This is a genomic window from Verminephrobacter eiseniae EF01-2 (assembly GCF_000015565.1).
Taxonomy (GTDB): domain Bacteria; phylum Pseudomonadota; class Gammaproteobacteria; order Burkholderiales; family Burkholderiaceae_C; genus Acidovorax; species Acidovorax eiseniae.
Genome location: NC_008786.1, coordinates 2,381,608 through 2,406,106, shown reverse-complemented (window position 1 = coordinate 2,406,106; position 24,499 = coordinate 2,381,608). Strand labels below are relative to the sequence as shown.

Below are 24,499 nucleotides of genomic sequence, written 5' to 3'. Positions count from 1 at the left end.
ATGGTCATTGGCCGTCATCGATCGTCATCGGCCATCATCGGGTGAAAGCCGCCAGGTTGCCGGCATCCACATTCAGGATGTTGCCGGTGCTTTTGGCGCTGAGCCGTTCTGCGGCAAAAAAATAAGCCGCCTCGGCAATGTCCTCGGGCAAGACGCTGCGCTTGAGCATGGAGCGGTCGCGGTAGAAGGCTTCCAGGTCTTGCTCGGCAATCTTGTTGGCCGCAGCGCGCTCGGCGCTCCACTTGCCGCTCCAGATCCTGGAGCCACGGATCACCGCATCCGGGTTCACCACGTTCGAGCGTATGCCCCATGGCGCGCCTTCGAGCGCAAAGCTGCGGCTGAGCTGGATTTCTGCGGCCTTGGCGGCGCAATAAGCACTGGCCTGCGGGCTGGCGACCATGCCGTTCTTGCTGGCGATGACGACGATGCTGCCGCCTGCGCCCTGCGCCTTCATCAGCCGGAAGGCTTCACGGCCGACCAGAAAATAACCGGTGGCCAATACGCCCTGGCTGTGGTTCCACAGCTCGATGCTGGTGTCCTCCAGCGGCGCTGCGGCAGCAATGCCGGCGTTGCTCACCGCAATGTCCAGGCCGCCAAACTCCAGCGCCGCATGGCGGAAGGCGGCGATGACGCTGGCCTCGCTGGTGACATCGCACTGCAAGCCGCGCACATGGTCCGGGCCATGGGCCTGGGCCAGTTCGGCGGTCACCGTCGCCAGCGCGCCCTGGTCGATATCGACCAGCACCACGCAGGCGCCTTCGGCCAACACGCGCCGGGCAATCGCCCGCCCGATGCCGCCGGCGCCGCCGGTGACCAGCGCCACTTTGCCGGCCAGCGGTTTCGGCGGGGGGCTGCGCTGCAACTTGGCTTCTTCGAGCCACCAGTATTCGATGTCGAAAGCCTCCTGCTCGGGCAGGCCCACATAGCGGTCGATGGCATGGGCCTCGCGCATCACGTTGATGGCGTTGACATAAAACTCGGCGGCAATGCGCGCCGTGGCCTTGTCTTTGGCCATGGCCACCATGCCGATGCCGGGCAGCAGGACGATGACCGGGTTGGCATCGCGCAGCGCCGGACTGTCTGCGCGCCGGCAGCGCTGGTAGTAGGCGCCGTAGTCGGCGCGGTAGGCCGCCAGCCGTTCTTGCAGCGCCTGCGCCAGCGCAGCGCCTTGCAGCATGTAGACCGCCGGCTCCAGGATCAGCGGGCGAATCTTGGTGCGCAGGAAATGGTCCGGGCAGGAGGTGCCCAAGGCCGCCAGCGGCGCCAGGTCGCGGCTGTTGACGAACTCCAGCACCGCCGCCTGGCGCTCGACATGCAGCAGCTTGGGGCCGGTCTTGCTGGCCAGGCCGCGCAGCACCGGCAGCACCCGCGCCAGCGTGGCGTCCTGCTCGTCCTGGCTCAGCGCCTGGCGCGCCGGGCCGCCGAAACTGGGCACCTGGCGCACCACCCGTTCGCGGTCGAGCCAGTTCTGGGCCGAGGCGATCAGGCCCACCGTATTGTCATAACAGGCACGGGCATCGTCCCCCCAACTGAACAAGCCATGGCCGGCCAGCACCAGGCCGCGCTGGCCAGGGTGGGCCGCCTGGTAGCGCTGCAGCATCAGGCCCAGCTCGAAACCGGGCCTGCGCCAAGGCAGCCAGCCGACAGTGCCGGCAAAAATCTGCTGCGTCAGCTTTTCGCTATCGGCCATCGCGGCAATGGCGATGACCGCGTCCGGGTGCATATGGTCTACATGCGCAAAAGGCAGGTAGGCATGCAGCGGCGTATCGATGCTGGCGACGCGCGGGTTCAGGTTGAAGGTGCAATGCGGCAGATAGCCCACCATCTCGTCCTCATGCCCGGGGCCACGGTAAATGGCTTGCAGGGCGAGCAACTTGTCCATGTACAGCGTGGAGAAACCGTCCAGCGCCATCGAACCCAGGTCGCCGCCCGAGCCCTTGACCCACAGCACCTGCACCTGCTGGCCGGTGAGCGGGTCGGCCTGCCAGATCTTGGCCGAGGTGTTGCCGCCGCCGTAATTGGTGATGCGCAGATCCGAGCCCAGCAGGTTCGAGCGGTACAGCAGCAGCCGCGCAGCATCGAGCGTGGCAGCATGGTTGGCATCCCAACGCGGAAAGTCTCGTGCAGGAATCGGTGTGGTCATGGAGCTTGGTATGGCAACGCAATGAGGCCCACTGTAGCGACAGGTAACGATAGGGTCAGCTCATAGTTTTTTATCCAACTCATCAATTTCCCTGATGCATGGGACAATCCCGCGCGGCTTGGTATGCCGCCTCCATAGCGCCCCCATAGCGGCACACCGGCGCCGGCATCCGCAGCCAGCCACGGCAACCACACCTGGAGTCAGGGAAAACACCAGCAAAAAGGCGGTGCCCCAGGCCGTGCCAGCCACGCTTTGATCAGGGATATCCCGCATGAAACATTGGAACCTGCGCCAGCTACGCCTGTTCGAGGCCGTGGCCCTGCACCTGAGCTACTCGCGCGCGGCACAGCAAATGAACCTGACGCAACCGGCCGTGTCGATGCAGGTGCAGCAGCTCGAAACGGAACTGGGCCTGCAATTGCTGGTGAAAACCGGCAAGCGGATCCGCCTGAGCCAGGCGGGCGAGGAAATGCTGCGCCAGACCCGCCGCATCCTGAACCAGGTGCGCATGGCCGAAGAAGCCATGGCGGCCTACCATCAGACCGAAGGCGGCAGCGGCGGGCTGCTGCACCTGGGCGTGGTGCCCACCGCCCACTACTTCGCGCCGGCGCTGCTGATGGCCTTTGCCCGGCAATGGCCGGGCGTGAAATTCAAGCTGACGGTGGATCGGCGCGACCAGATCCTGAGCATGCTGCGCGAGCACCAACTCGACCTGGCCATCGCCGGCTACCCGCCATCCGAAGCCGACGTGGAGGCCGAGACCTTCGCCCAGCACCCGCACTGCATCGTCGCCGCAGCCAGCCACCCGCTGGCCCCACAGCGGCGCATCCGCTGGGATGCGTTGCGCGACGAATCCTTCATCTTTCGCGAACCCGGCTCGGCCACCAGGCAGTTTTTCGAGCACCTGCTGCAAGCCCAGGCGCTACAGGTCAAGGTATCGATGGAGCTGTCGGGCAACGAAACCATCAAGCAGGCCGTGATGGCCGGCATGGGCATCAGCTTTCTGTCGGCCCACACCTTCCAGATCGAACTGCAGGCCGCCCGCCTGGCCGTGCTCGACCTGCAAGACATGCCCAAAATGCTCGACTGGTGCCTGCTCAACCGCCGCGACTCCACACTGTCGGGCGTCAACGGCGCATTCAAGGCCTTCGTGCTGGAACAAGGCTCCGATCTGGCCCAATGCCGGCTGCGCTAATGGTGCTCAACCACCACCCGTTGCCACTTGTCCACTTCGCGCCGGATCTGCGCCGCAAACTCCTCGGGCCGATTCGCAATCGGCTGCGCGCCCAGGTCCAGCATCTGCTTGCGGACCTCGGGCTTGTCAACGGCTGCGGCCATGGCCTGCTGGATCAGATCGACGATGTCCTTGGGCGTGCCGGCCGGCGCCAGCAGCCCAAACCAGCCTGCCACCTCATAGCCGGGAACGCCACTCTCGGCCACGGTCGCAATCTCTGGCGCGCCCGGCCAGCGGTGTGCCGTGGTCACGGCGATGGCGCGCAGCTTGCCCGCGCGCACGAAGTTGATCGTTGACGGCAAGTTGTCGAAGCCGATCTGTATCTGCCCGCCGATCAGGTCGCTGAGCATCGGCGCCGCGCCTTTGTAGGGCACATGGGCGATGTCGATCCGGGCCATCATCTTCAAGAGTTGCGCGCTCATGTAGGGCGAGCCGCCCAGGCTGGTTGAGCCGAAGTTGAGCTTGCCGGGTTCGGCCTTGGCCAGCGCGATCAGTTCCTGCAAGTTCTTCACTGGCAGGCCCGGGTTGACGACGATGATGTTGGGCGTGCTGGCAACCATGGTCAGCGCGGCGAAATCCTTCACCGCATCGTATGGCAGTTGCGCGTAGACCGCCGAATTGATGCCGTGCGAACTGGCGGTCGCCATCAGCAAGGTGTAGCCATCGGGCGCTGCGCGAGCCACTTCGAGCGAGCCGATCGCGCCGCTGGCGCCTGCCTTGTTCTCGATCACGAAGGGCTGCCGCAGCCGCTCGCCGAGCTCCTTGGCCGCGATGCGCGCCAGGATGTCGGTGCTGCCGCCCGCCGGATAGGGCACGATCAGCCGCACCGGCCGGTTCGGAAACGGCTGGGCCGCAGCAGCAGCCCACAGCATCGAGACCAGCAGTGCAGCGAGCCAGCGCCGGATGGACTTCATGGCCGCTCCTGCCGGGTTAAAAGATGCCTGCCGCGCAGTTTGTCAAACCATGCCTCGGGCAGCGCGACCTCAAAGCCCAGCACAGCGGCCGAGAGCGCTTTGCCGTAGTTGTCCAGGCACAGGCTGCGCGAGACGCCGCCGCCGAGCGCGCCGTGGCAGACGAAGTTCAGCGCATCGAGGTTGTCGACCTCGTAGCGCAGCACCTGGCCGGTGATCGCTCCCTGGTAGAAAGCCTTGAAGCGTTCGGCGGTCAATTGCGCCTTCAACAGCGGGTAGAACTCCGGTTCGTAGGCGAAGACCGCGATGTTGGCGATATCGCCTTTGTCGCCCGAGCGGGCATGCGCCAGATGCTGCAGTTGGACTTTCATCGTGACCTCTTCAGCTTTCGAAGTAGCAGATATGGGCTGGCACCGCCTCGCGCGGCACCAGCGCCGACCACAGACCTATCACCTCGCGCCAGCGCTCCTGGTGCGGCACGCGCTTGCCCGTGTGCGCAATACCCGACACCGCCATGCCATCGACCTCGCGGCCCACTTTGGCGGCCTCTGCGCGGGTCTTGGTGCGGGCCGCCACGCGCACCGCGACCTCGTAAGGCTCGACGGCATCAGCGGGTGTGGCCGCGCCGTGGATCGCATTCAGACCGAGGAAGTCGATACGGAGCTCCTCGGCCTGCAGTTGCACGATCCTGAAGCGCTCCTGGAGGATCTTCCTGGCCCATTGGGCGCGGCGCAGCGCGCCGGGGCCGGCATAAAAGAACATGTCCTCGCCGATGAAGCCCTCGGCACAGCCTATGGTCACCTTCAGCGTTGGCGTGCGCGGCTTGCCGGTGAGCCCGGTCACGCGCACGCGGTCGGGGCCGATCTGCTCGAGCCGGGCCTGCGTGAAATCGACCACCACATCCGGTGTCAGGTAGTTGGCCGGGTCATGCACCTCGTACAGCATCTGCTCCTTGACCGTCTGTAGCGTGACGCCGCCGCCACTGCCCGCGACCTTGGTGATCACCGCCGTGCCATCGGATTGCACCTCGGCAATCGGGAAGGCGAAGTTCCAGGGTTCGGGCAGTTCCTTGAAGCCGGGGTCGCAGAAGTAGCCACCGGTCACCTGGGCGCCGCATTCCAGCAGATGGCCGATGGCGCTGCCGGCGCCAACGCGCTCGTGGTCCAGCGGATCCCAGCCGAACCCATGCATCATCGGCGCCAGGAAGATCGACGGGTCGGCAACGCGGCCGGTGACCACGATCTGCGCGCCTGCGCGCAAGGCGGCGACGATAGGCTCGGCGCCCAGGTAGACCTCGGCACTGATCAGATCGGGCGCGAGCGAGCGCACGGGCGCGCCGTTTTCCAGCACGCGGTCGGCCAGTTCCAGCACGCGATCGGTGATCAGGCTGCCGCAGACCGCCGCCACCCTCACCCCATGCTGGCCTGCATCGCGCAGCAGTTGCACGATGCGCTCGGCGGCGCCGGTCGGATTGATCCAGCCCTGGTTGGAGATGATGCGCGTGCCATGGCGCATACAGGCGGGCAGCACTGCGCGCATGCGCTCGTCGAGGTAGGTGTCATAGCCGGCAAAACTGCTGTCGCGCCGCAGCCGCACCTGCGCGGCCGATACCGTGGCTTCGGCCATCGTCTCGAAACACAGATAGTCGAGCGCGCCGTGTTCGGCATTCAGCGCAGCCGGCTCGACCCGGTCGCCCCACCAAGCGGCGCCGGAGCCGATACGCAAGGTCTGGTTCATTTCCCTGTCTCCTTTCATCGCCGTTGTATTGCTTGCCGGGTCCACCGGGGCGACGACCCTGCCGGCTCAGGGAGGGTCGTCCCCACCACCCCACCACCCCACCACCCCACCATCCATCCAACCACTGCCCGCAGCAGATCAGCGCTGGCCCCGCACCCTCAGCAACTCATCCAGGACAAGGCAGGCGGCCCCCATGGTGATGGCGGCGTCGGCGAGGTTGAAGGAGGGGAAATACCAGCCGGCGTAGTGCCATTGCAGAAAATCGACCACGTAGCCGCGCATGAGCCGGTCGATCACGTTTCCGACGGCGCCGCCGAGGATGCTCGACAGCGCGAGGCTGAACAGCTTTTGTCCCGGATGGGCGTGCAGTTGCCACAGGATGAAGATCGCGGCGGCAACGCCGATGCCGGTGAACAGCCAGCGCTGCCAGCCGCCTGCGTTCGACAGGAACGAGAACGCGGCCCCGGTGTTGTGCGCCCGCACGATGTTGAAGAAGCCGGTGACGGTGCTGGCGTCGCCCAGTTGGTAGTTGCCCAGGATCAGCGCCTTGGTGGTCTGGTCGGCGATCAGGATGAGCAGCGCCCAGATCAGCCAAGGCCGCATGCTTGCGCCGCTACGCCCGGCCAGCGATGTGCGCGGCATCAGGCATGCTCCCGATGCTCGCCGGAGCCGTACAGGTTGCTGATGCAGCGGCCGCAGAGCCTGGGGTGGGCGCTGTCTTGGCCGATGTCGCTGCGGTAATGCCAGCAGCGTGCGCATTTGCTGTCTGTGCTGGGCCGGACGCTGATCTGCAAATCGTCTCCGGCGAGCAGTTCGACGGCGGATGTGATGAATACGAACTGGAGGTCTGCGCCCAGGCTGGCCAGCAGCGCGTGGTCTTCGGGTGCTGCGCTCAGTCTGAGCCTGGCTTGCAGCGATGAGCCGACCTGGCCGTTGGCGCGCAGGACTTCGATTTCCTTGTTCACTGCATCGCGGATCTGGCGGATGCGCGCCCATTTGGCCAGCAGCCCTGCATCGGCTGCGGCGATGGTGCCGTAGGTTTCCAGGAAGATGGAGTCGGAGCCGCCGAACAGTTTCCAGGCTTCTTCGGCCGTGAAGGACAGGAATGGCGCCATCCAGCGCAGCATGGCGTGTGTGATCCGGTGCAGCGCGGTCTGGGCGCTGCGGCGCGCCAGGCTCTTGGGCGCCGTGGTGTACAGGCGGTCCTTGAGCGCGTCGAGATAAAAGCCGCCCAGGTCTTCCGAGCAATACAGTTGCAGTTTGGCGACCACGGGGTGGAATTCGTAGATTTCGTAGTGCGCCAGCACCTCGGCCTGGAGTTCGGCGGCGCGGGTGAGCGCGTAGCGGTCGATCTCCAGCATCTGCCCGAACGGCACGCTGTCTTGGGCCGGCTCGAAGTCGCTGACGTTGGCGAGCAAAAAGCGCAGCGTGTTGCGGATTCGGCGGTAGGCGTCGACCACGCGCGCGAGGATTTTCTCGTCGCCCGCGATGTCGCCCGAGTAGTCGCTGGCGGCCACCCACAGGCGGATGATTTCTGCGCCCAGCCGCTGGTTGATCTCCTGCGGCTCGATGCCGTTGCCCAGCGATTTGCTCATCTTGCGGCCTTGGCTGTCGACGGTGAATCCGTGCGTGAGCAGACCGCGGTAAGGCGCGCGGCCTTGCAGGGCGCTGGCCAGCAGCAGCGAGCTGTGGAACCAGCCACGGTGTTGGTCATGGCCTTCCAGGTACAGGTCGGCCTCCGGGCCGCTGTCGTGGCGCACATCCGGGTGCGTGCCGCGCAGCACATGGCTGAAGGACGAGCCCGAGTCGAACCACACTTCGAGGATGTCGGTGCTCTTGGTGTAGTGCTGCGCGTCCTCGGCGCCCAGGATGTCTTGCGCCGTCACGCGGCTCCAGGCTTCGATGCCGCCTTGCTCGACGATGCTGGCGGCCTGGTCCAGGATTTCCATCGTGCGCGGGTGCAGTTCGCCCGAGTCCTGGTGCAGAAAGAACGGGATCGGCACGCCCCAACTGCGCTGGCGCGAGATGCACCAGTCGGGCCGGCTGGCAATCATGTCGTGCAGCCGGGCTTTGCCGTTTTCGGGGTAGAAGCGGGTGTGCTCTATGGCCTGGAGCGCGATCTGGCGCAGTGTCTTGTCGGCCTTGTCCTTGGTGAACACGCCCTCGCCTTCGTCCATGCGCACAAACCATTGCGCTGCGGCGCGGTAGATCACGGGCGTCTTGTGGCGCCAGCAATGCGGGTAGCTGTGGCTGATGTCGCAGGTGGCCAGCAGGCGGCCGGCGCCGCGCAGCGCCTCGATGATCAGCGGCACGGCCTGCCAGATCGGCTGGCCGCCGAACAGCGGGAACTCGGCTGCGTAGCTGCCGTTGCCCTGCACGGGGTTCAGGATGTCGGCGAGCGCCATGCCCTGCGCGCGGCAGGAGTGGAAGTCTTCCAGGCCATAGGCCGGCGCACAGTGCACGATGCCGGTGCCGTCGTCGGCCGTGGCGTAGTCCGCCAGGTACACCGGTGCCAGGCGCCGGTAGCCCGCGTCCACGTCATGCAGCGGGTGCTCGAATGGCAGGCCGGCGAGGTTTTTGCCCAGGGTGGTGGCGATCACGCTGCCGGCCAGGCCATAGCGTTCGAGGCACCCGGCCACCAGCGACTCGGCCACGAGCAAGATGCGTTCGCCGGCATCGACCAGCGCGTAGCTGATCGCGGGGTTCAGGTTCAGCGCCTGGTTGGCGGGGATGGTCCAGGCGGTGGTGGTCCAGACGAGCGCGAAGGCATCCTTGGCCAAAGCCGGCAGGCCGAACGCCGCCGCCAGCCTGGCGCTCTCGTGCGCCTTGAAGGCCACGTCGAGCGTGCTGCTGTGCTTGTCGGCATATTCGATCTCGAATTCGGCCAGCGAACTGCCACAGTCGAAGCACCAGTGCACGGGCTTGAGGCCCCGGTACAAGAAGCCGCGCTCGATCACGCGCTTGAAGGCGCGGATCTCGCCGGCTTCGTTGGCGTAGTTCATGGTCTTGTAGGGGTTGTCCCATGCGCCGAGCACGCCCAGGCGCTGAAAGTCGGCCATTTGCTGCGCGATCTGCACGGTGGCGTAGGCGCGGCTCTTGGTCTGCATGTCGTCGCGCGAGAGCTGGCGGCCGTGCATTTTTTCGATGGCGTTTTCGATCGGCAGGCCATGGCAGTCCCAGCCGGGCACATAGAGCGCGTCGAAGCCTTCGAGCTGGCGCGCTTTGGTGATCATGTCTTTCAGGATTTTGTTGACCGCGTGGCCCATGTGGATCTGGCCGTTGGCGTAGGGCGGGCCGTCGTGCAAGATGAACTTGGGTGCGCCCCGGCGGGCGTCGCGCAGGCGCTGGTAGATGCCTTTTTCGTTCCACTCCTCGACCCAGCCCGGCTCGCGCCGGGGCAGATCGCCGCGCATCGGGAAAGGGGTGTCGGGCAGGTTCAGGGTGCTGCGGTAGTCGGTGGCGCTGGCGTTGTCAGACATGGGAAGGACCTTGGAAACGGGGCAATCCGGGCGCGCGCCCGGAACGGAGTACGCATTCGGGGCGCGGTGGCTGGGCCACCGCCTCAAATTCGGTCGCGCGCGGCTGGGCGCCGGGTGGCGGTGTGTGCCGGGGCCTGGCCCGCCGCAAACCAGGCGCGTGCATCGGCGCAGTCTTTGGCAATGCCCGCCGTCAAGGCATCGAGGCCGTCGTACTTCAATTCGTCGTGCAGTTTGTGCAGTAGTTCCACGCGCACGATTTTACCGTAGGCCCCTTCCAGCCCGAGGTCGGCGGGCCATTGCAGGCAATGGGTTTCCAGCAGCACGCGACCGCCGTTCACGTCCTGCGGGTCCAGCGATGGGCGCACGCCCAGGTTGGCCACTCCCGGCAGGGGGGCGCCACCGAGCCCGTGCACCAGCACCGCAAAAATGCCGCTGGCAGCGGGCTTCCAGTGGGAAAAGCGCAGGTTCAGGGTGCGAAAGCCGTTGCCGGCACCGGCTCGGGCGGCGCCCAGTTCGCGCCCGAGCTTGCGGCCATGCACCACATGGCCGGAGATGGCGTAAGGGCGCCCGAGCAGGCGCGCTGCCGCTGGCATGTCGCCCTGGGCCAGGGCCTGCCGCACGGCGGAACTCGATACGCGCAGGCCATGCACCTCGTAGCTGTTCATGCGCGCCACGTCAAAGCCCCGGGCCTGTCCGGCGGCGTCGAGCATGGCGTAGTCGCCGGCGCGTTGGCGGCCAAAGCGGAAGTCGTCGCCCACCAGGACATAGCGGACGCCCAGACCGCGCACCAGCACTTCTTCGATGAAGTCCTCGGGTGATTGCGCGGCCAGCGCTGCGTCAAAAGGCAGCACCACGGTCTGCTGCACGCCGCAGCGCTCGAGCTCGGTGAGTTTGTCGCGCAGGGCGCCGATGCGGGCCGGGGCCAGTTCGGGCTTGTGCCGGACGCCGGCAAAGTAGTCGCGGGGGTGGGGCTCGAACGTGAGCACGCAACTGTCCACCCCCCGGTGCGCAGCCTCGTTGTTCAGCAGGGCCAGCATGGCCTGGTGGCCCCGGTGCACGCCATCGAAGTTGCCTATGGTCAGCGCACAGGCGCCAGCGATGCCCGGGTGGTGGAATCCACGGAAGATTTTCATCGGTTTGTTATCTTTTTGATAGCAGAATGCGAAGGTGCATCAAGCGCAGACGCCAGTTTGTAATGAAAACGGAGTATATTGCGACCCACGCACGGTCGGCGCAGGCCGTGCGCGCAACACCCGCCGTTCCAAACCCTTGCATCCCTGCGCTCCAGGAGGCGTGTTTTGAAGGTCTTGAAGCTGTCCTCCCAGGGACTGCCCCAATCGTGGATTTCGCTCGAGCAGGCGGTGATTCATTACGCCGCTGACGAGGTGCGCTGGGAATCGGGCGGCCAGATCGCCCGGTTCCGCGGCGGCCACAACGCCATCACGGGCGCGCAATCGGTGATCGCCATCAACAGCATCATCGGCACCAAGGGCGTGCCCGGCATCAACCCGTTCGACCTGAAGCCGGGCCTGACCAACGGCAAGCTCTTTGCCCGCGACCGCAATGTCTGCGCCTATTGCGGCGGACATTTCGATGAACAAGACCTGACGCGCGAACATATCGTGCCCTTTGCCCGCAACGGGCAGGACCACTGGATGAACGTGGTCACCGCCTGCCGCCCCTGCAACCACCGCAAGGGGCCGCGCACACCCGAGCAGGCGCGGATGCCGTTGCTGTACGCGCCTTACGTGCCCAGCCTGTGGGAGGATTTCATCCTGCGCAACCGGCGCATCCTGGCCGATCAGATGGAGTTCCTGATGGCCCATGTGCCCAAATCATCGCGCTTGCTGGCCTGAGGCCAAGCTCGGTCATGCTGTTTGGCGATCGCGTCAAAGGGGGCACTTGGCGGGACGCGCATTGCCGGCCCGCCCGCTCACGACGACAGCTTGCGCCAGACCATTCTGGCTGCGGCCTTGCGTGCCGGCATCGACGCAGCCTGAAGGCTCTGAACCTGCGCCACCCCTCGGCGCCCGCTGGCTTGGGCTGACTGCCTGCGGCCCATCGAGGGGTGGCCCGCCGATCACGCCGGTTTATGCGCCGTCACCACGAAGCCTGCCACCGGCTGGTGGTTCTCGTAGCGCAGCACGCTGTCTTCGATCTCCACCGCATCAAAGCCTGCGGCCTGGCACAGCGCCTGGACATGGCTGCGCTTGTGCGCATAACGCCCGGCGGGCAGCAGCACCAGATCAGGCCCGGTTTCGCTGGCGGTCTCGCAAGAGAGTATCAGCAGCCCATCGGCCGTCAGAATGCGGTGCGCGTCGGCAATCGCCAAGGACAGTTCGCCGGCGTAGATGAACACATCCAGCGCCGCGATCACCTGGTACAGCCCCGGCGGCGTGGCACGCAACGCGTCGTGCAGGTTGACGGTATGAAAACGGTCGTACAACTGATGCCGGGCCGCCTGTTCGAGCATCTTCATCGACAGATCGACACCAATGAGGAAGCCGTCCAGGCGTCCGAGGCAAACCCCCAGCAGACCGGTGCCACATCCGAGATCGAGCACATTGATCTTCTTGTCGGGATGGCGGGTGATGATCTTGTCGGCGACCTGCCGGGGCAGTTGGTATTTCAGACTGCGCACCATGTGCTGGTCGTAAGACTCGGCCAGCTCGTCGAACAGCGGGCGCACCAGTTCTGCGGGCTGCCGGTCCGGGGTTTGACCGCCTGCGAGTTGGGCGTAGTACTGGCAGACCGGGTCTTCGGGGGCCTGTGCCAGCAGGGCGGTGCAGCTCTCTTGGGCCTGTGCGGGCTTGCCGGCGGCGATACAGGCTTGCACATGCCCCCGCAGGAAGCCGGAATCGGCCGGATTTTCTGCCACCAAGGCGCTCCAGAGCGCCAGGGCTTCGTCATGCTGGCCCTGCTCGCTCAGATCGCGCGCCAACAGGCGTCGCAGTTCAACATCGCCGGGCACCAGCGCCAGGCCCCGGCGCAGGTGGCGCACGGCCATCGCGGTGTGCCCCGAGCGGTGGGCGATATCCACCACGCCGGCCAACACCTGCAGGTTCCCGGGTTCGAGCAAGGCCAGCCTTTCGGCGATCTCCACCGCTTCCTGAAACTGGTTCTGGCGCGCCAGCAGCAAGGCCAGTTCCAGCAGACCGGGGCCCCAGTCCGGCGCCAACGCAACGGCCTTGCGCAAGGACTCGAAAGCGCCTTGCAGATGGCCGGCTTTCTCTGCCATCAGGCCACCGAGCATGAACACGCGCGGATCCTGCGGCCACCGTGCATTGGCCTGGTTCAGCGTCAGCGCGGCGTTCTTCAGGTCGCCCTTGGCGATCTGCCCACGGGCTTTGATCAGGTGCTTGATATTGGGGTCGCGGGCGATGGCGCTCATGGGCAGGAAGGTGGGCAAGTGCAAAGATCAGGCGGCCTGGCCAAGTGATGGCGGCTGGCGGCCCGAAGCGGGTGGCGGATTATCCTGGTTTTCGCCAGAAAACCCTTGCCACGCGCATTCAGGCAAACACCCCTGCCGTGTCCTGCATGCGGCCTGACACCTCGCCCAGGTGGTGCAGCGTATCGCCAAAGCGGATCTCCAACTGCGTGAGCTTTTTGAAATAGTGGCTCACGATGTATTCGTCCGTCACGCCAATGCCGCCATGCAGTTGCACGGCCTGCTGACCCACGAAGCGCATGGACTGGCCCAGTTGCACCTTGGCGCGGGCCATGGCGGCGCGGCGCTCGGCGGCAGGGGCGCCCAGTTTGAGGCTGGCGTAATAGCTCATCGAGCGTGCCAACTCCATGTGCATCTTCATATCGGCCACGCGGTGGCGTAGCGCCTGGAAGTTGGCGATCGGCACGCCGAACTGCCGGCGCTGGTTCATGTAGGCGACGGTGGCGGCCAGGGTCTTGTCCATCACGCCCACGGCTTCGGCGCAGGTGGCGGCAATGCCGGTGTCCAGCGCCAGTTCCAGCGCGGCCAGGCCATCGGTGGTGATCAAGGTGGCGGGGGCATGGGTCAGCCGTAGCTCGGCGGCGCGGCTGCCGTCCTGCGTGATGTAGCCTTGCGTGCTCAGACCGCTGGCCGTGCGCTCCACCAGGAACAGGGCGATCTTGCCGGCGAGCTGCGCCGGCACGATGCAGGCGTCTGCCTGGTCGCCTGCTGGCACCATGCTTTTCATGGCACTCAGCAAATACCCTGATTGCGCCAGCGCCGCTTTGGCCTCGCAGACATCGAGGTGGTAGCGGGCTTTGCGTTCCTGCTGGGCCAGCACCACCAGCGCTTGGCCGCTGGCCACACGGGGCAACCAGGCCGATTGCACGGCGGCCGGGGCGCTGCGGGTCAGCACGGCGCTGGCGATGAATGCCTGCGCGATCGGCTCCAGCACCAAGCCACGGCCGAGTTCCTCGGCCACCACCATGGCGTCTATCGCGCCCTGGCCCAGGCCGCCATACTCTTCGGGCACGGTCAGAGCCGTCAGGCCCAGTCCGGCCAGTTCGCTCCATGCCTGGCGCGCAAAGCCGCCAGCGGCCACGCCGGCGCGGTAGCGCTCGAAGCTGTAACCCCTGTCGACCCACTTGCGCACAGCATCGCGCAGTTGCTCCTGGTTGTCGGAAAAATCGAAATCCATGGTGTTTGTTCCTGGCGAAATGTTTGAATGGGCCTGGATGGGGCGCGCTTTTGTGGCGCAGCTCAGCCCAGGACGGTTTGCGCGACGATGTTGCGCTGCACCTCGTTGGAGCCGCCGTAGATGGTGGTCTTGCGCAGGTTGAAGTAAGAAGATGCCAGCGGGGCATTGGCCGTGACGCCCCCCGGAAAGTCGCCTTGCCAGCCGGCATCCATCGCCTCCTGGATGAGGGGCATGGCAAACGGGCCTGCGGCCAGCATCATCAGTTCGGCGTAGCGCTGCTGGATCTCGCTGCCACGGATTTTCAGCAAGCCGGCGATGTCCAGCGGGTTTTTGCCGGATTTCTCGGCCGAGAGCACGCGCAGCACCAGCATTTCCAGGGCCACGATGTCCACTTCGAGCAGCGCGATCTGGTCGCGAAAACGGGGCTGCTCCCACAAGCCTTCGGTCTTGGCAATGCGCTTGACGCGCTCGAGCTCGCGCTTGGCGCGGTTCACATCGGCAATGTTGGTGCGCTCGTGCGAGAGCAGGTGCTTGGCGTAGGTCCAGCCCTTGTTCTCTTCGCCGATCAGGTTCTCGGCGGGCACCGCCACATTGTCGAAGAACACTTCGTTGACTTCACACTCGCCATCGAGCAGTTTGATGGGGCGCACGCTGACGCCGGGCGACTTCATGTCCAGCAGCAGAAACGAGATGCCGGTCTGGGGCTTGCCCTCGGTGCTGGTGCGCACCAGGTTGAACATCCAGTCGCCATGCTGGCCCAGCGTGGTCCAGGTCTTTTGGCCATTCACGATGTACTTGTCGCCCACGCGCTCGGCGCGCGTCTTGAGCGAGGCCAGGTCCGAGCCCGCGCCCGGCTCGCTGTAGCCCTGGCTCCACCAAACCTCGCCGCTGGCGATGCCGGGCAGAAAGCGCCTTTGTTGCTCGGCGCTGCCAAAGGCCATGATCACCGGGGCCACCATCACCGGGCCGAACGGGATGATGCGGGGCGCACCGGCCAGCGCGCACTCCTCCTCGAACAGGTGCTTTTGCACGGCGTTCCAGCCGGGGCCGCCAAATTCCTTGGGCCAGCCGTAGCCCAACCAGCCTTTTTGGCCCAGTATCTTGGCCCAGCCCTGCAGGTCTGCGCGGCTCAAGCGCAGGGCGTTGTGCACCTTGCGGGAAAGCTCCTTGGGTAGATGGGCCTGAACCCAGGCGCGAACCTGTTCGCGAAAGGCCTGCTCTTCGGAAGTGAATGCAAGATCCATACGGTGTGTCTCCTTTGTGTGGCACCGTATTTGTAGCACGATCGTTCGTTTCCGTCTCGTCTGTGCCAGAGCCGGATCGGGCAGTTCAGGACCTCGGCGGGCAATGCGCTGCTGAACAGCCCCTTCGACGCGCTGGTGTCCGCCATGGCCGCGCTCGCCCCGCTGCGGATGGGCCAGACCACCCTCTTGCCGGCATACCAGGCGGCGCTGCAGCCGGTGATTGCTGCAAACCGGGTGTCAGCGCCCTGCCCTCCCAAGCCCGGGGCTGCGGCCCTGGCATCTTCCCCCCTCCCCCCAAAAAAAGTCCCCGGAGCACCTGGCCTGGCTTGGGCGGGGCCGTGGTGAGCCCAGCGCGGTGCACCTGCGGCAAGGCGTGGCGTGGCGTCTTTCCGCCCGGGGTCACGGCGTCGGTGCCATGCGGCCAGCGCGCACTGGTGTCGCGTCACGGATCAGATGTCGTAGGCTGCGCGCAGCCATCGGAGCGCAGCGCAAGGCGCATCGCGCAGCCAATACCGAGCGTATTGGCAAGCGATGCAACGCCGCGATGCGCTTCGATGGCCAGCGCAGACCGACAGATGATCGGTGACGCGACACTAGCCACCGCCGTGCACCCGAACCAACACCGGGTGCTGGCGCCCCAGGCGCACCGTCCGCCTGATGGACGCTGGGTTCGACGGGCCGATGTCCGAGACGACCGAGACGACGATCGCTGCGCCAAGCGCCGGACAGATGACCGGCTAAGAACCGGGCGACCCATTGCCTGCCGGCAGTCCGGGCTGTGGCATGGACGCCGGAGCGGGCGTGATGCCCAGCTCCTGGCACAGCCACTGCACCGTGGCCCGCAGGCTGGCCAGTTCGGATTCCAGCGTCCCGATGCGCTCTTGCAAGGTCTCGACGCCCGCCGGCACGGGCTCGACGCCGGCATTGCTGCGGCCGGCATCTACCGGCCCGCACAGCAGATGCGCCCAGCGCTGCTCGCGCGTGCCGGGCGAGCGGGGCAGCGGCACGGCCAGCGGGCCGCCTTTGTCGGCACTGCGCTGCTGCAACTCGTCGAGAAAGGCCTCGACCGAGGAGATGTCGGCAAACCGGTACCAGCGCTCGGCGTTGGTGCGCAACTCGGCTGCGGTCTGCGGGCCGCGCAGCATCAGCAGGCCCAGCAGCACGGCCGATTGCTCTGGCACGCCTGCGCCGCGCTGAAAATTGTGCTCCCAGCGCGGGCTGCGATAGCCGCTGTTCTCGAACACCAGTGCCAGCCGCTCGAGCGCGGCCAGCGCCTCCTGCACCTGGGCCTCGCTCAGGGCCATCACGGGGTCACGGCTGGTCTTTTGGTTGCAGCCCGTCAGCAGGCCGTTGAGCGACATGGGGTAGCTGTCGGGCACGGTGCGGGCTTTTTCCATCAGCGTGGCGAGCACGCGGGCCTGGCTCGGACTCAAGGGGCTGGCGGCGGGGTCAAATGGCATGGCAGGGATAATCCGGTGCAAATGAAGAACATCGTTATTTTGATCTCTGGCGCCGGCTCCAACATGGCGGCCATCGTGCGCGCCGCGCAGCAGGAAGACTGGGCGCAGCGCGATGGCGCCCGGGTGGCAGCCGTGATCAGCCACCGGCCCGATGCGGCGGGGCTGGCGTTTGCGCGTGCGCAGGGCATTGCCGCGCTGGCGCTGGACCACCGGGCCTATGCCAGCCGCGCAGCCTTTGACGCCGAACTGGCCGCCGCCATCGACCGCCAGCAACCCGCGCTGGTGGTGCTGGCCGGGTTCATGCGCATCCTCACACCCGGCTTTGTGGCGCGCTATGCCGGGCGCCTGATCAATATCCATCCCTCGCTGCTGCCCGCGTTCACCGGGCGGCACACGCACCAGCGCGCCATCGATGCCGGCTGCCGGTTTGCCGGTGCCACGGTGCACCAGGTAACGGCCGACCTGGATGCCGGCCCCATCCTGGACCAGGCCGTGGTGCCAGTGCTGCCCGGCGACACCGCAGACAGCCTGGCGGCCCGCGTGCTGACCCAAGAGCATCTGATGTACCCGCGTGCCGTGCGGGCCTGCCTGCAGCGTCTCGCCGCCTTGTCGGACGCCCCCCCGAAGCCGCCAACGGCGGGCTGACAACGGTCGCTGCGGGTCGTCGCCCGGCGTGGGCCACCCGGGGTGGTTCTGCCGCTCCTGGCCTGCCGCGATCTGCTTGGGAGCTTGGGAATCAGCCGGTCGCCAGCGCTGCCGAGCGACGGCCGGCCCGGCACGCGATCCCGGCGGCCGTGCCGGGCTTTCCAGGCAGGCCGGGAGCAGATGGCGCCGGGGCAGAACGAGACGGCATGCCACACGCCGCATGGGGCAACGACAGGCTGCCGGCACCAGACTGCTCCGGGCCGGAGCGCAGCGGGTGGGACAATCCGGCGATGCACCCCGAAGCCCTTCTCGACGCCTGCGCTGAACTGGTGCGGCTCACGCTCCGGCTGGAACATCCGGCCGACGCGGTGGTGTCGCGCTTCTTTCGCGACCACCGGGGGCTGGGGCCGCGCGAGCGCGCCACCTTGGCCGAGACGGTCTACACCGTGCTGCGCAAAAAGCTGCTGTTCGAGCATATGGCCCCGTCCGGCTCGGGCTCCAGGGAGCGGTGTCTGGCGATTCTGGGCTTTGCCGGCACGCGCGATTTTCTCCACGGCGCGCTGACCGGGCAGGAAAAAGACTGGCTGGCGCAGTGCGACGCCGTCAGGCCCGAGGATTTGCCCGAGCGCCACCGCCACCATCTGCCCGAATGGCTGGTGCCGCCGCTGAAGGCGCAACTGGGCGCCGGTTTTTGGCCGCTGGTGGCCAGTCTGGCGCAGGCTGCGCCGCTGGACCTGCGCGTGAATACGCTCAAGGACAAGCGCGCCGTGGTGCAAAAAGAACTGGCCCAGGCCGGCATCCAGGCCCGCGCCACGCCGTATTCACCCTGGGGGCTGCGCATCGATGGCAAGCCGGCGCTGGCCCGGCTGGAGGTTTTCACCCGGGGCGCGATCGAGGTGCAGGACGAGGGTTCACAACTGCTGGCGCTGCTGCTCGATGCCAAGCGCGGCGAGATGGTGCTGGACTTGTGCGCCGGTGCCGGTGGCAAGACCTTGGCCATCGGCGCTTGCATGCGCAGCACCGGGCGCCTGTACGCATTCGATGTTTCCGCGCACCGCCTGGATGCGCTCAAGCCCCGCCTGGCCCGCAGTGGCCTGTCGAATGTGCACCCGGCCGCCATTGCGCATGAGCGCGATGAGCGCATCGGGCGCCTGGCGGGCAAGATCGACCGGGTGCTGGTGGATGCGCCCTGTTCGGGCCTGGGCACCTTGCGGCGCAATCCCGACCTCAAGTGGCGCCAGTCGGACCGGACGGTGCAGGAATTGGCGGCCAGGCAAAGCGCCATTTTGCACAGCGCGGCGCGCCTGCCCAAGCCGGGAGGGCGCTTGGTGTATGCCACTTGCAGCCTGCTGGCGCAAGAAAACGAGGCGGTTGCTGCGGCCTTTGGCGCGGCGCACCCGGACTTCGAGCCGCTCGATGCCGGCGCGCTGCTCGAACGACTCAAGGTCGCCGGGGCCAAGGGGCTGTGCAGCGGCGGCGCCTCAGGCAGCGCCTATTTGCGCCTGTGGCCCCATCTGCACCAGACAGACGGGTTCTTCGCGGCCATTTGGCGCCGCCAGTGAGGCCGGCCCGGTCTGCGCCATCAGGCCCTGTCGCCGGGCCTGCGCGGCCTGCGCTATCCGGCTCGTCTGGTCGCACCGGGGCAGCCCGCCCTGTCACCGGGTTGCCTGCGCTGCCCGGGCCATGGCCACCGCGCGGCCCAGTTCGATCACCGCCAGCGCGTAGTAGCTCGATCGGTTGTAGCGCGTGATGGCGTAGAAGTTTTCGGTGCCCGCGATATAGCTCGGCGCGGCGCCGCCGTTTTGTAGTTCCACCAGGGCCAGCGGACCGGCGTGTTGCGCGCCTGCGGCGTCGGGCATGGCGCCTTGGGCCTGCATCTCGGCCGCGCTGAAGGTGGGCAGGATGTCGGGGGCGAGCAGCGGCGCCAGTTGCAGGCGCGCCGTATCGAAATGCACACCGAAATGCGTGGCCATGCCGGGTGTCCAGCCGTGGCCGCGCAGGTAGTGGGCCACGGAGCCGATGGCGTCGGCGGGGTCGTTGAACAGGTCGATCCGGCCGTTGCCGTCAAAGTCCACCGCGTAGCGCACCCAGCTCGACGGCATGAACTGGCCCAGGCCCATCGCGCCGGCATAACTGCCGCAAGGCTCCGTCGGGGCCATGCCGCTGCGCTGCGCAAGGCTCAGGAACTGTTCCAGCTCACGGCGGAAGAACTCGGTGCGCTCCTGGGCGCGGGGATGGGCTGCGGGGAAGTCGAAAGCCAGCGTGGCCAGCGCGTCGAGCACGCGCCAGCGGCCCTGTTGCTGGCCGTACAGGGTTTCCACGCCGATGATGCCGACGATGATCTCGGCCGGCACGCCGTATTCCCGCTCGGCCCGCGCCAGCGCGCTGCGCTGCGCTTGCCAAAAGCGCAGGCCGGCGCGGATGCGCGCCGGGGTGATGAAGCGGCTGCGATACAGGTGCCAGTTCTTGCTGGCCCGGTCTGCTGCCGGTGGCGGCTGCATCAGCCGTTGCACGGAGGGCAGAAAGCGCGCTTGGCCGATGATCTGGCGCAGCCATTGGCGCTCCAGGTCCCGGCGCGCAGCCAGATCGTCGGCCCATTGCAGGGCTTCGGGCCGCGCTGCGTAGAGCAGCGGCGCCGGGTCGGCATCGGTGCCGCTGGCCTGGCTGGCTTGGCATGAAGCTGCGGATTTCAGCGCCGTTGCGGCGCCGGCAGGGATGGCGCAGGCTGCCATCGAGAGCATCGCCATCACCATCACCATCACCATCGCCAGCGGGCGCAGGGGCTTGGCCATGTTCGCCTGCGGCATTCAGTGCCTGGCCAGCGCAGACCAGGGCAGCGCGCCGAACTCGCGCCGCAGCCGGGCCAGTCCGGTGTCGGGCCGGGCCGCGTAGCGCAGTTGCTCCAGGCGCAGCAGCCATTCGGCCAGCGCCGCAGCGGGCGCCCCGAATCGGGCCAAGGCCCGCTCGGCCAGCGCACGCGGCGGCAGCGTCTCGGGCAGCGCCAGGCCGGCGCGCGCCAGGCGCTGGCGCGCGCGCGCCAGCAGCCGCAGCCAGGGGTCATGCCGGTTGCGCTCCCACAGGCTCCAGGCGATGCCGGCCAGCGCGGCCAGCAGCACCAGCAGGCCCAGCAGCACGATCAGGTCCGGCCAGTCCGGTGTCGCAAAACCCAGCGATTTGAGCAGGTCGAGCTGGCGGCTTTGCGTGTAGTTCAGCACCCACTGGTTCCAGCGGTTGTTCGCCGCCTCCCAGAGGGCGCGCAGGCTTTGCGTCAGGTCCGGGCTGATGACCTGCTCCATCGCCGCAGCCAACGCGCCCGGGGGCACCCGCAGCCGCTGGAAGGCGCCGGTGCGACTGGGCGCAACGGCGCCGGTGGGGTCCACGCGCACCCAGCCGCGCCGGGCGATCCAGACCTCGGCCCAGGCATGGGCGTCGCTCTGGCGCACCGTCCAAAGGCCATCGATCGGGTTGCGCTCGCCGCCCTGGTAGCCGGTGACGATGCGCGCCGGAATGTCCAGCGCGCGCATCAGCAGCACGAAAGCCGAGGCGATATGTTCGCAAAAGCCTTGCTTGTGGTCGAACCAGAACTCGTCGGCGCTGTCTGGCCCATACGGGCCGGGCTCCAGCGTGTAGGTATAGCCGCCGCTGCGCAGGCGCGCCAGCGTGGCCCGGACCAGCGCCTCGGCGCTGCCGGGGTGGTCCGGGCCCATCTGCGGCTGGCTGCGCATCTGCCGGGCCAGCGCCAGGGTGCGCGGATTCAGGCCCGGTGGCAGCGCGGTGTAGACGCGCAGGTCGGCGGCCACGGCATCCAGGCCATAGCTGAACCGGGTGTAGCTGCGGGCCTGGTAGCGCAGCACATTGGTGATGGGCCGGCTGGTGCGCCATTGCAGGTCGGGCGTCATGAAGGTTTGCATGCCCGCCACGACCGGCGGCTCCAGCGCCGCATCGAGCAGCAGCAGCCATGGGCGCTGGTGCGGCGCCAGGGTCACTTCGTAGCGCAGCGGCGTGCCCTGCACCCGCAGGTGGACGGCGCTGTCGGTCTGCGCCAGGCGCTCGTCGCCGAAATGCCGCAACAGCGGCTGCCACTGGCTCCCGTCGAAGAAGCCGAACACCGGGCCGCGAAAGTACAAATCGCTTTGCGGCGGGACAACCCCGTCGGGGCCGTCAAAGCGCACCCGCAGTGCCACGCTTTCGTCGAGCACCAGCTTGGTGATCTGGCCCAGTTGCATCGAATCGGACAGCCCGCTGCGCCCGCTCATGTTGTCGCCGGGCAGGCCCCACAGCGGCGCCACGCGCGGAAACAGCATGAACAGCGCGGCCATGATGGGCGCGCCCAGCGCAGCCATGCCGACGGCGATGCGCAACACCTGCGCAAGCGGCGGGCGGCCCACCGGCATATGGGCGTTGACCAGGGCCGTCAACAGCCCGAGCAGCGCCAGCAACATGGCTGCGGCGGTGAGCAGCGACTGCGAGAAAAGAAAATTGCTCAGCAGCGCGAAAAAGCCCAGGAAGAACACCACCATCGCATCGCGCCGCGCGCGCAGTTCCAGCGTCTTGAGCACCAGCAGCAGCACGATCAGCGTCACCCCGGCATCGCGACCGAGCAAGGTGCCATGGGTCAGCCATGTGCCGGCCATGGACCCGAGCAGCGCGACGGCCAGTGTCCAGCGCCCGGGCAACGGGCGGCCCGTCCAGGCCAGCACGCCGCGCCACAGCAGCAGGCCGCCGGCCAGCAGGCTGACCCACACTGGCAAGACGCCGACCTGCGGTGCGATGACCCAGGCGATCACGCACAGCAAAAAGAGCGTGTCCCGGGCGTCGCGGGGCAGGGCATCGAGGCGCTGGTACGGCGTCATCGCGCAACGCATCGGGTCGGGGTTGCAGTCATGCGCGCAGCCTGCGAATTGCTATTCAAAATATAGCTGTATGCACAATGAAAATATGCACTGCACGGCTTTTCACGACAAAAATTCAGCACAATGCCAAAGCCTCCAGGCAGCGCCTGCGGTGCGCGGCGCCGGCGCCGGGCGCGATCTGCCCGCCGGGCAGGCGCAGGCCGTAGTTCAAACCCATCCGGTCGGCCTGCAACACCCAGGCCGTCAGGCGCGCAATGCGGGCTTCGGGGTCGGGCAACGCGGCCTGGGCCAGGTCCAGCCATAGCTCGTGGCGCCGGATCTGTGGGGCATCGCGGCTGAGCAGATCGCCACTGCCGCTGGCCAGCGACTTGGCCGCCTTCTTCCAGACCACCAGTTTGAGCGGGTCGCCGCGCCGGTAAGCGCGCACGCCGTCAAACTCGCCGCTGCCCTGCGCCACTGCGCTGCCGCTGCCGTCGGCCAGCGGCGCGCTCGGGGGCAAGGGCGGCGCCGGCACTTCGGGCGCCGGGTACACCAGCACCTGCGCGGCGGGGCGCCAGTAGGTCCAGACGCGAAAGCTGCCGAGCGGAAAGCGCGTCTCTGCCGTCAGCGTCGGCAGGCGCTGCAGGCCGCGGCGCGCGGGCTTGAACGCCAGTTGCACGCGGGCCTGGCCCTGGGCGGGCACATCGGTCCAGACCCACTGCGGCCCCGCCCCGCCCGCGCCATGCACGGACAGCGCAATGCCATGGCGCGGCGACCTGCGCGCGCTCGACAACTGCACCTTGAAAGCCATGCTGCTGCCCAGAAAATGCGGCTCGGGCGCCTGCAACTGCAAGGTGATGCCGCGCAGGTTGGCGTGGCAGACATGCATGCCCACCACGGCGCTGCCGGCCAGCAAAAAGGTCAGCAGATAGCCCAGGTTGAGCTGGAAGTTGATCGACGCGATCAGCAGCACGAGCAGCGTCAGCGCCAACATCCAACCCGCGCCGGTGGGCAGGATGTAGACATTGCGCTGCGTCAGCAGCAAGCTGTCGCAAAACGGCAGCCGCTCCTGCCACCAGCGCTGGAAACGGCGGCGCACCGACGCCAGCGGGTCGAGCCGGTCGAGGGCGCGATGACCGGGGGTCGGGGCCCGCGCCGCTGGCGGCGGCAGGTGGGCCTTATCGGCTGGCGGCAGCAGAGGGGCCGTATCCGTCGGCGGCAAAAGGGGTGAAGCCACAGAGTCCATGAGCGCCATCGGCTCAGGGCAGCGCCGTTGCGTCCACCATCGCGCGCACCTGCTCGACCACGCCGCGCCCGGCATCGCCCACGGGCACCAGGCGGTGGGCGATGGTCTGGGGCACGATGGCCTGCACATCGTCCGGCGCCACATAGTCGCGCCCGCTGATCAGGGCCTGCGCCTTGGCGGCGCGCAGCAGCGCAATCCCGGCGCGCGGCGACAGCCCTTGCAGAAACCAGCGGCCCGAACGGGTGGCCGCAACCAAATCCTGCACATAGTCCAGCAGCGGCCCGGCCGTGTGCACGGCCTGCACCTGGCGCTGCAACTCGAGCAACTCCTGGCCCGACAACAGCGGCAGCAAGCGGGTCACCAGATCGCGCCGGTCAGTGCCGGCCAGCAAAATGCGCTCGGCCGTGCGGTCCGGGTAGCCGAGCGAAATGCGCATCAAAAAACGGTCCAACTGCGACTCGGGCAGCGCAAACGTGCCCAACTGGTCATTCGGATTCTGGGTCGCGATCACGAAAAAGGGCTGCGGCAAGGCCCGGGTCTCGCCCTCCACCGACACCTGTTTTTCCTCCATCGCTTCGAGCAAGGCGCTTTGCGTCCTGGGGCTGGCGCGGTTGATTTCGTCGGCCAGCAGCACCTGGGCAAACACCGGCCCCGGGTGGAACACAAAAGCCTGCTTGCCACGCTCGTACACCGAAACGCCGGTCAAATCGCTGGGCATCAGGTCGGCCGTGAACTGCACACGCGAAAACTGCAAGCCAAAAGTATGCGACAGCGCATGCGCCAGCGTCGTCTTGCCCACGCCCGGCATATCTTCGATGAGCAAATGGCCGCCCGCCAACAAACAAGCTACGCAGTCCTGTACTTGGGCCCTCTTGCCGACAATCACCGTGTTAAGCTGATCCAGAAGCGATGTGATCTTGTGCTGTGCATTCATAAGGCGCGA

20 protein-coding genes are annotated in these 24,499 nt (G+C 67.3%); 4 read left to right on the top strand and 16 right to left on the bottom strand.

Features of this window, described 5'->3' with window-relative positions:
- Nucleotides 1-34: 34 nt before the first annotated feature.
- Nucleotides 35-2,143 carry a bifunctional rhamnulose-1-phosphate aldolase/short-chain dehydrogenase gene (locus VEIS_RS10335; protein WP_011809870.1) on the bottom strand — a complete coding sequence of 703 codons (2,109 nt, stop codon included), beginning with the start codon at nt 2,141-2,143 and terminating at the stop codon, nt 35-37.
- Between the two features lie 271 nt (nt 2,144-2,414).
- Here VEIS_RS10335 and VEIS_RS10330 point away from each other — a divergent pair, with 271 nt between their 5' ends.
- The gene (locus tag VEIS_RS10330) at nt 2,415-3,338 is read left to right on the top strand and encodes a LysR family transcriptional regulator (protein ID WP_011809869.1); all 924 of its coding nucleotides are present in this window, start codon (nt 2,415-2,417) and stop codon (nt 3,336-3,338) included.
- Here the strand turns inward: VEIS_RS10330 and VEIS_RS10325 are convergent.
- From VEIS_RS10325 to VEIS_RS10300, 6 genes are all read right to left on the bottom strand, one after another.
- Nucleotides 3,335-4,291, bottom strand: coding sequence for a Bug family tripartite tricarboxylate transporter substrate binding protein (locus VEIS_RS10325; RefSeq protein WP_011809868.1), 957 nt, complete (start codon nt 4,289-4,291; stop codon nt 3,335-3,337). The genes VEIS_RS10330 and VEIS_RS10325 overlap by 4 nt on opposite strands.
- On the bottom strand, nt 4,288-4,659 hold the full coding sequence (locus VEIS_RS10320; protein ID WP_011809867.1) for an AtuA-related protein: 372 nt from the start codon (nt 4,657-4,659) through the stop codon (nt 4,288-4,290). The genes VEIS_RS10325 and VEIS_RS10320 overlap by 4 nt, the downstream gene beginning before the upstream one ends.
- A gap of 10 nt (nt 4,660-4,669) precedes the next feature.
- Nucleotides 4,670-6,025 carry an acyclic terpene utilization AtuA family protein gene (locus VEIS_RS10315; RefSeq protein WP_011809866.1) on the bottom strand — a complete coding sequence of 452 codons (1,356 nt, stop codon included), beginning with the start codon at nt 6,023-6,025 and terminating at the stop codon, nt 4,670-4,672.
- Between the two features lie 138 nt (nt 6,026-6,163).
- Complete coding sequence (lspA, locus tag VEIS_RS10310) at nt 6,164-6,667, bottom strand: signal peptidase II (RefSeq protein ID WP_011809865.1); 504 nt, start codon at nt 6,665-6,667, stop codon at nt 6,164-6,166.
- Nucleotides 6,667-9,504, bottom strand: coding sequence for an isoleucine--tRNA ligase (gene ileS / locus VEIS_RS10305; RefSeq protein WP_011809864.1), 2,838 nt, complete (start codon nt 9,502-9,504; stop codon nt 6,667-6,669). The genes lspA and ileS overlap by 1 nt, the downstream gene beginning before the upstream one ends.
- Before the next feature lie 83 nt (nt 9,505-9,587).
- Nucleotides 9,588-10,637 (bottom strand): bifunctional riboflavin kinase/FAD synthetase, encoded by a 1,050-nt coding sequence (locus VEIS_RS10300; protein WP_011809863.1) that lies wholly within the window; start codon nt 10,635-10,637, stop codon nt 9,588-9,590.
- 165 nt (nt 10,638-10,802) lie between these two features.
- Between VEIS_RS10300 and VEIS_RS10295 the strand changes: the two genes are divergently transcribed.
- Nucleotides 10,803-11,360 (top strand): HNH endonuclease, encoded by a 558-nt coding sequence (locus tag VEIS_RS10295; RefSeq protein WP_011809862.1) that lies wholly within the window; start codon nt 10,803-10,805, stop codon nt 11,358-11,360.
- 224 nt (nt 11,361-11,584) lie between these two features.
- On the opposite strand, the gene VEIS_RS10290 is transcribed toward VEIS_RS10295, so the two are convergent.
- The 5 genes from VEIS_RS10290 to VEIS_RS10275 all read right to left on the bottom strand — a co-directional run bounded on the left by VEIS_RS10290 (nt 11,585) and on the right by VEIS_RS10275 (nt 16,833).
- Nucleotides 11,585-12,895, bottom strand: a complete 1,311-nt coding sequence (locus VEIS_RS10290; protein WP_011809861.1) for a tetratricopeptide repeat protein — start codon at nt 12,893-12,895, stop codon at nt 11,585-11,587.
- A gap of 118 nt (nt 12,896-13,013) precedes the next feature.
- A complete protein-coding gene (locus VEIS_RS10285; protein WP_011809860.1) occupies nt 13,014-14,129 on the bottom strand; it encodes an acyl-CoA dehydrogenase family protein in 1,116 nt (371 codons plus the stop codon).
- A gap of 62 nt (nt 14,130-14,191) precedes the next feature.
- The gene (locus tag VEIS_RS10280; RefSeq protein WP_011809859.1) at nt 14,192-15,373 is read right to left on the bottom strand and encodes an acyl-CoA dehydrogenase family protein; all 1,182 of its coding nucleotides are present in this window, start codon (nt 15,371-15,373) and stop codon (nt 14,192-14,194) included.
- Nucleotides 15,374-15,772: 399 nt separating this feature from the next.
- Nucleotides 15,773-15,967: a hypothetical protein gene (locus VEIS_RS27650; RefSeq protein WP_157048466.1), complete on the bottom strand. Its 195-nt coding sequence runs from the start codon at nt 15,965-15,967 to the stop codon at nt 15,773-15,775.
- A 143-nt stretch (nt 15,968-16,110) separates the two neighbouring features.
- Complete coding sequence (locus tag VEIS_RS10275; protein ID WP_011809858.1) at nt 16,111-16,833, bottom strand: YceH family protein; 723 nt, start codon at nt 16,831-16,833, stop codon at nt 16,111-16,113.
- 21 nt (nt 16,834-16,854) lie between these two features.
- Between VEIS_RS10275 and purN the strand changes: the two genes are divergently transcribed.
- A complete protein-coding gene (gene purN / locus VEIS_RS10270; RefSeq protein ID WP_011809857.1) occupies nt 16,855-17,478 on the top strand; it encodes a phosphoribosylglycinamide formyltransferase in 624 nt (207 codons plus the stop codon).
- 290 nt (nt 17,479-17,768) lie between these two features.
- A complete protein-coding gene (locus tag VEIS_RS10265; RefSeq protein WP_011809856.1) occupies nt 17,769-19,040 on the top strand; it encodes an RsmB/NOP family class I SAM-dependent RNA methyltransferase in 1,272 nt (423 codons plus the stop codon).
- Nucleotides 19,041-19,133: 93 nt separating this feature from the next.
- On the opposite strand, the gene mltB is transcribed toward VEIS_RS10265, so the two are convergent.
- The 4 genes from mltB to VEIS_RS10245 all read right to left on the bottom strand — a co-directional run bounded on the left by mltB (nt 19,134) and on the right by VEIS_RS10245 (nt 24,490).
- Nucleotides 19,134-20,231 (bottom strand): lytic murein transglycosylase B, encoded by a 1,098-nt coding sequence (gene mltB / locus VEIS_RS10260; RefSeq protein ID WP_011809855.1) that lies wholly within the window; start codon nt 20,229-20,231, stop codon nt 19,134-19,136.
- Nucleotides 20,232-20,285: 54 nt separating this feature from the next.
- Entirely contained in the window at nt 20,286-22,331 is a 2,046-nt protein-coding gene (locus VEIS_RS10255) for a transglutaminase family protein (RefSeq protein WP_041949953.1), read from the bottom strand.
- 115 nt (nt 22,332-22,446) lie between these two features.
- Complete coding sequence (locus tag VEIS_RS10250) at nt 22,447-23,565, bottom strand: DUF58 domain-containing protein (RefSeq protein ID WP_011809853.1); 1,119 nt, start codon at nt 23,563-23,565, stop codon at nt 22,447-22,449.
- 4 nt (nt 23,566-23,569) lie between these two features.
- Nucleotides 23,570-24,490 (bottom strand): AAA family ATPase, encoded by a 921-nt coding sequence (locus tag VEIS_RS10245; protein ID WP_011809852.1) that lies wholly within the window; start codon nt 24,488-24,490, stop codon nt 23,570-23,572.
- Between the last annotated feature and the right edge of the window lie 9 nt (nt 24,491-24,499).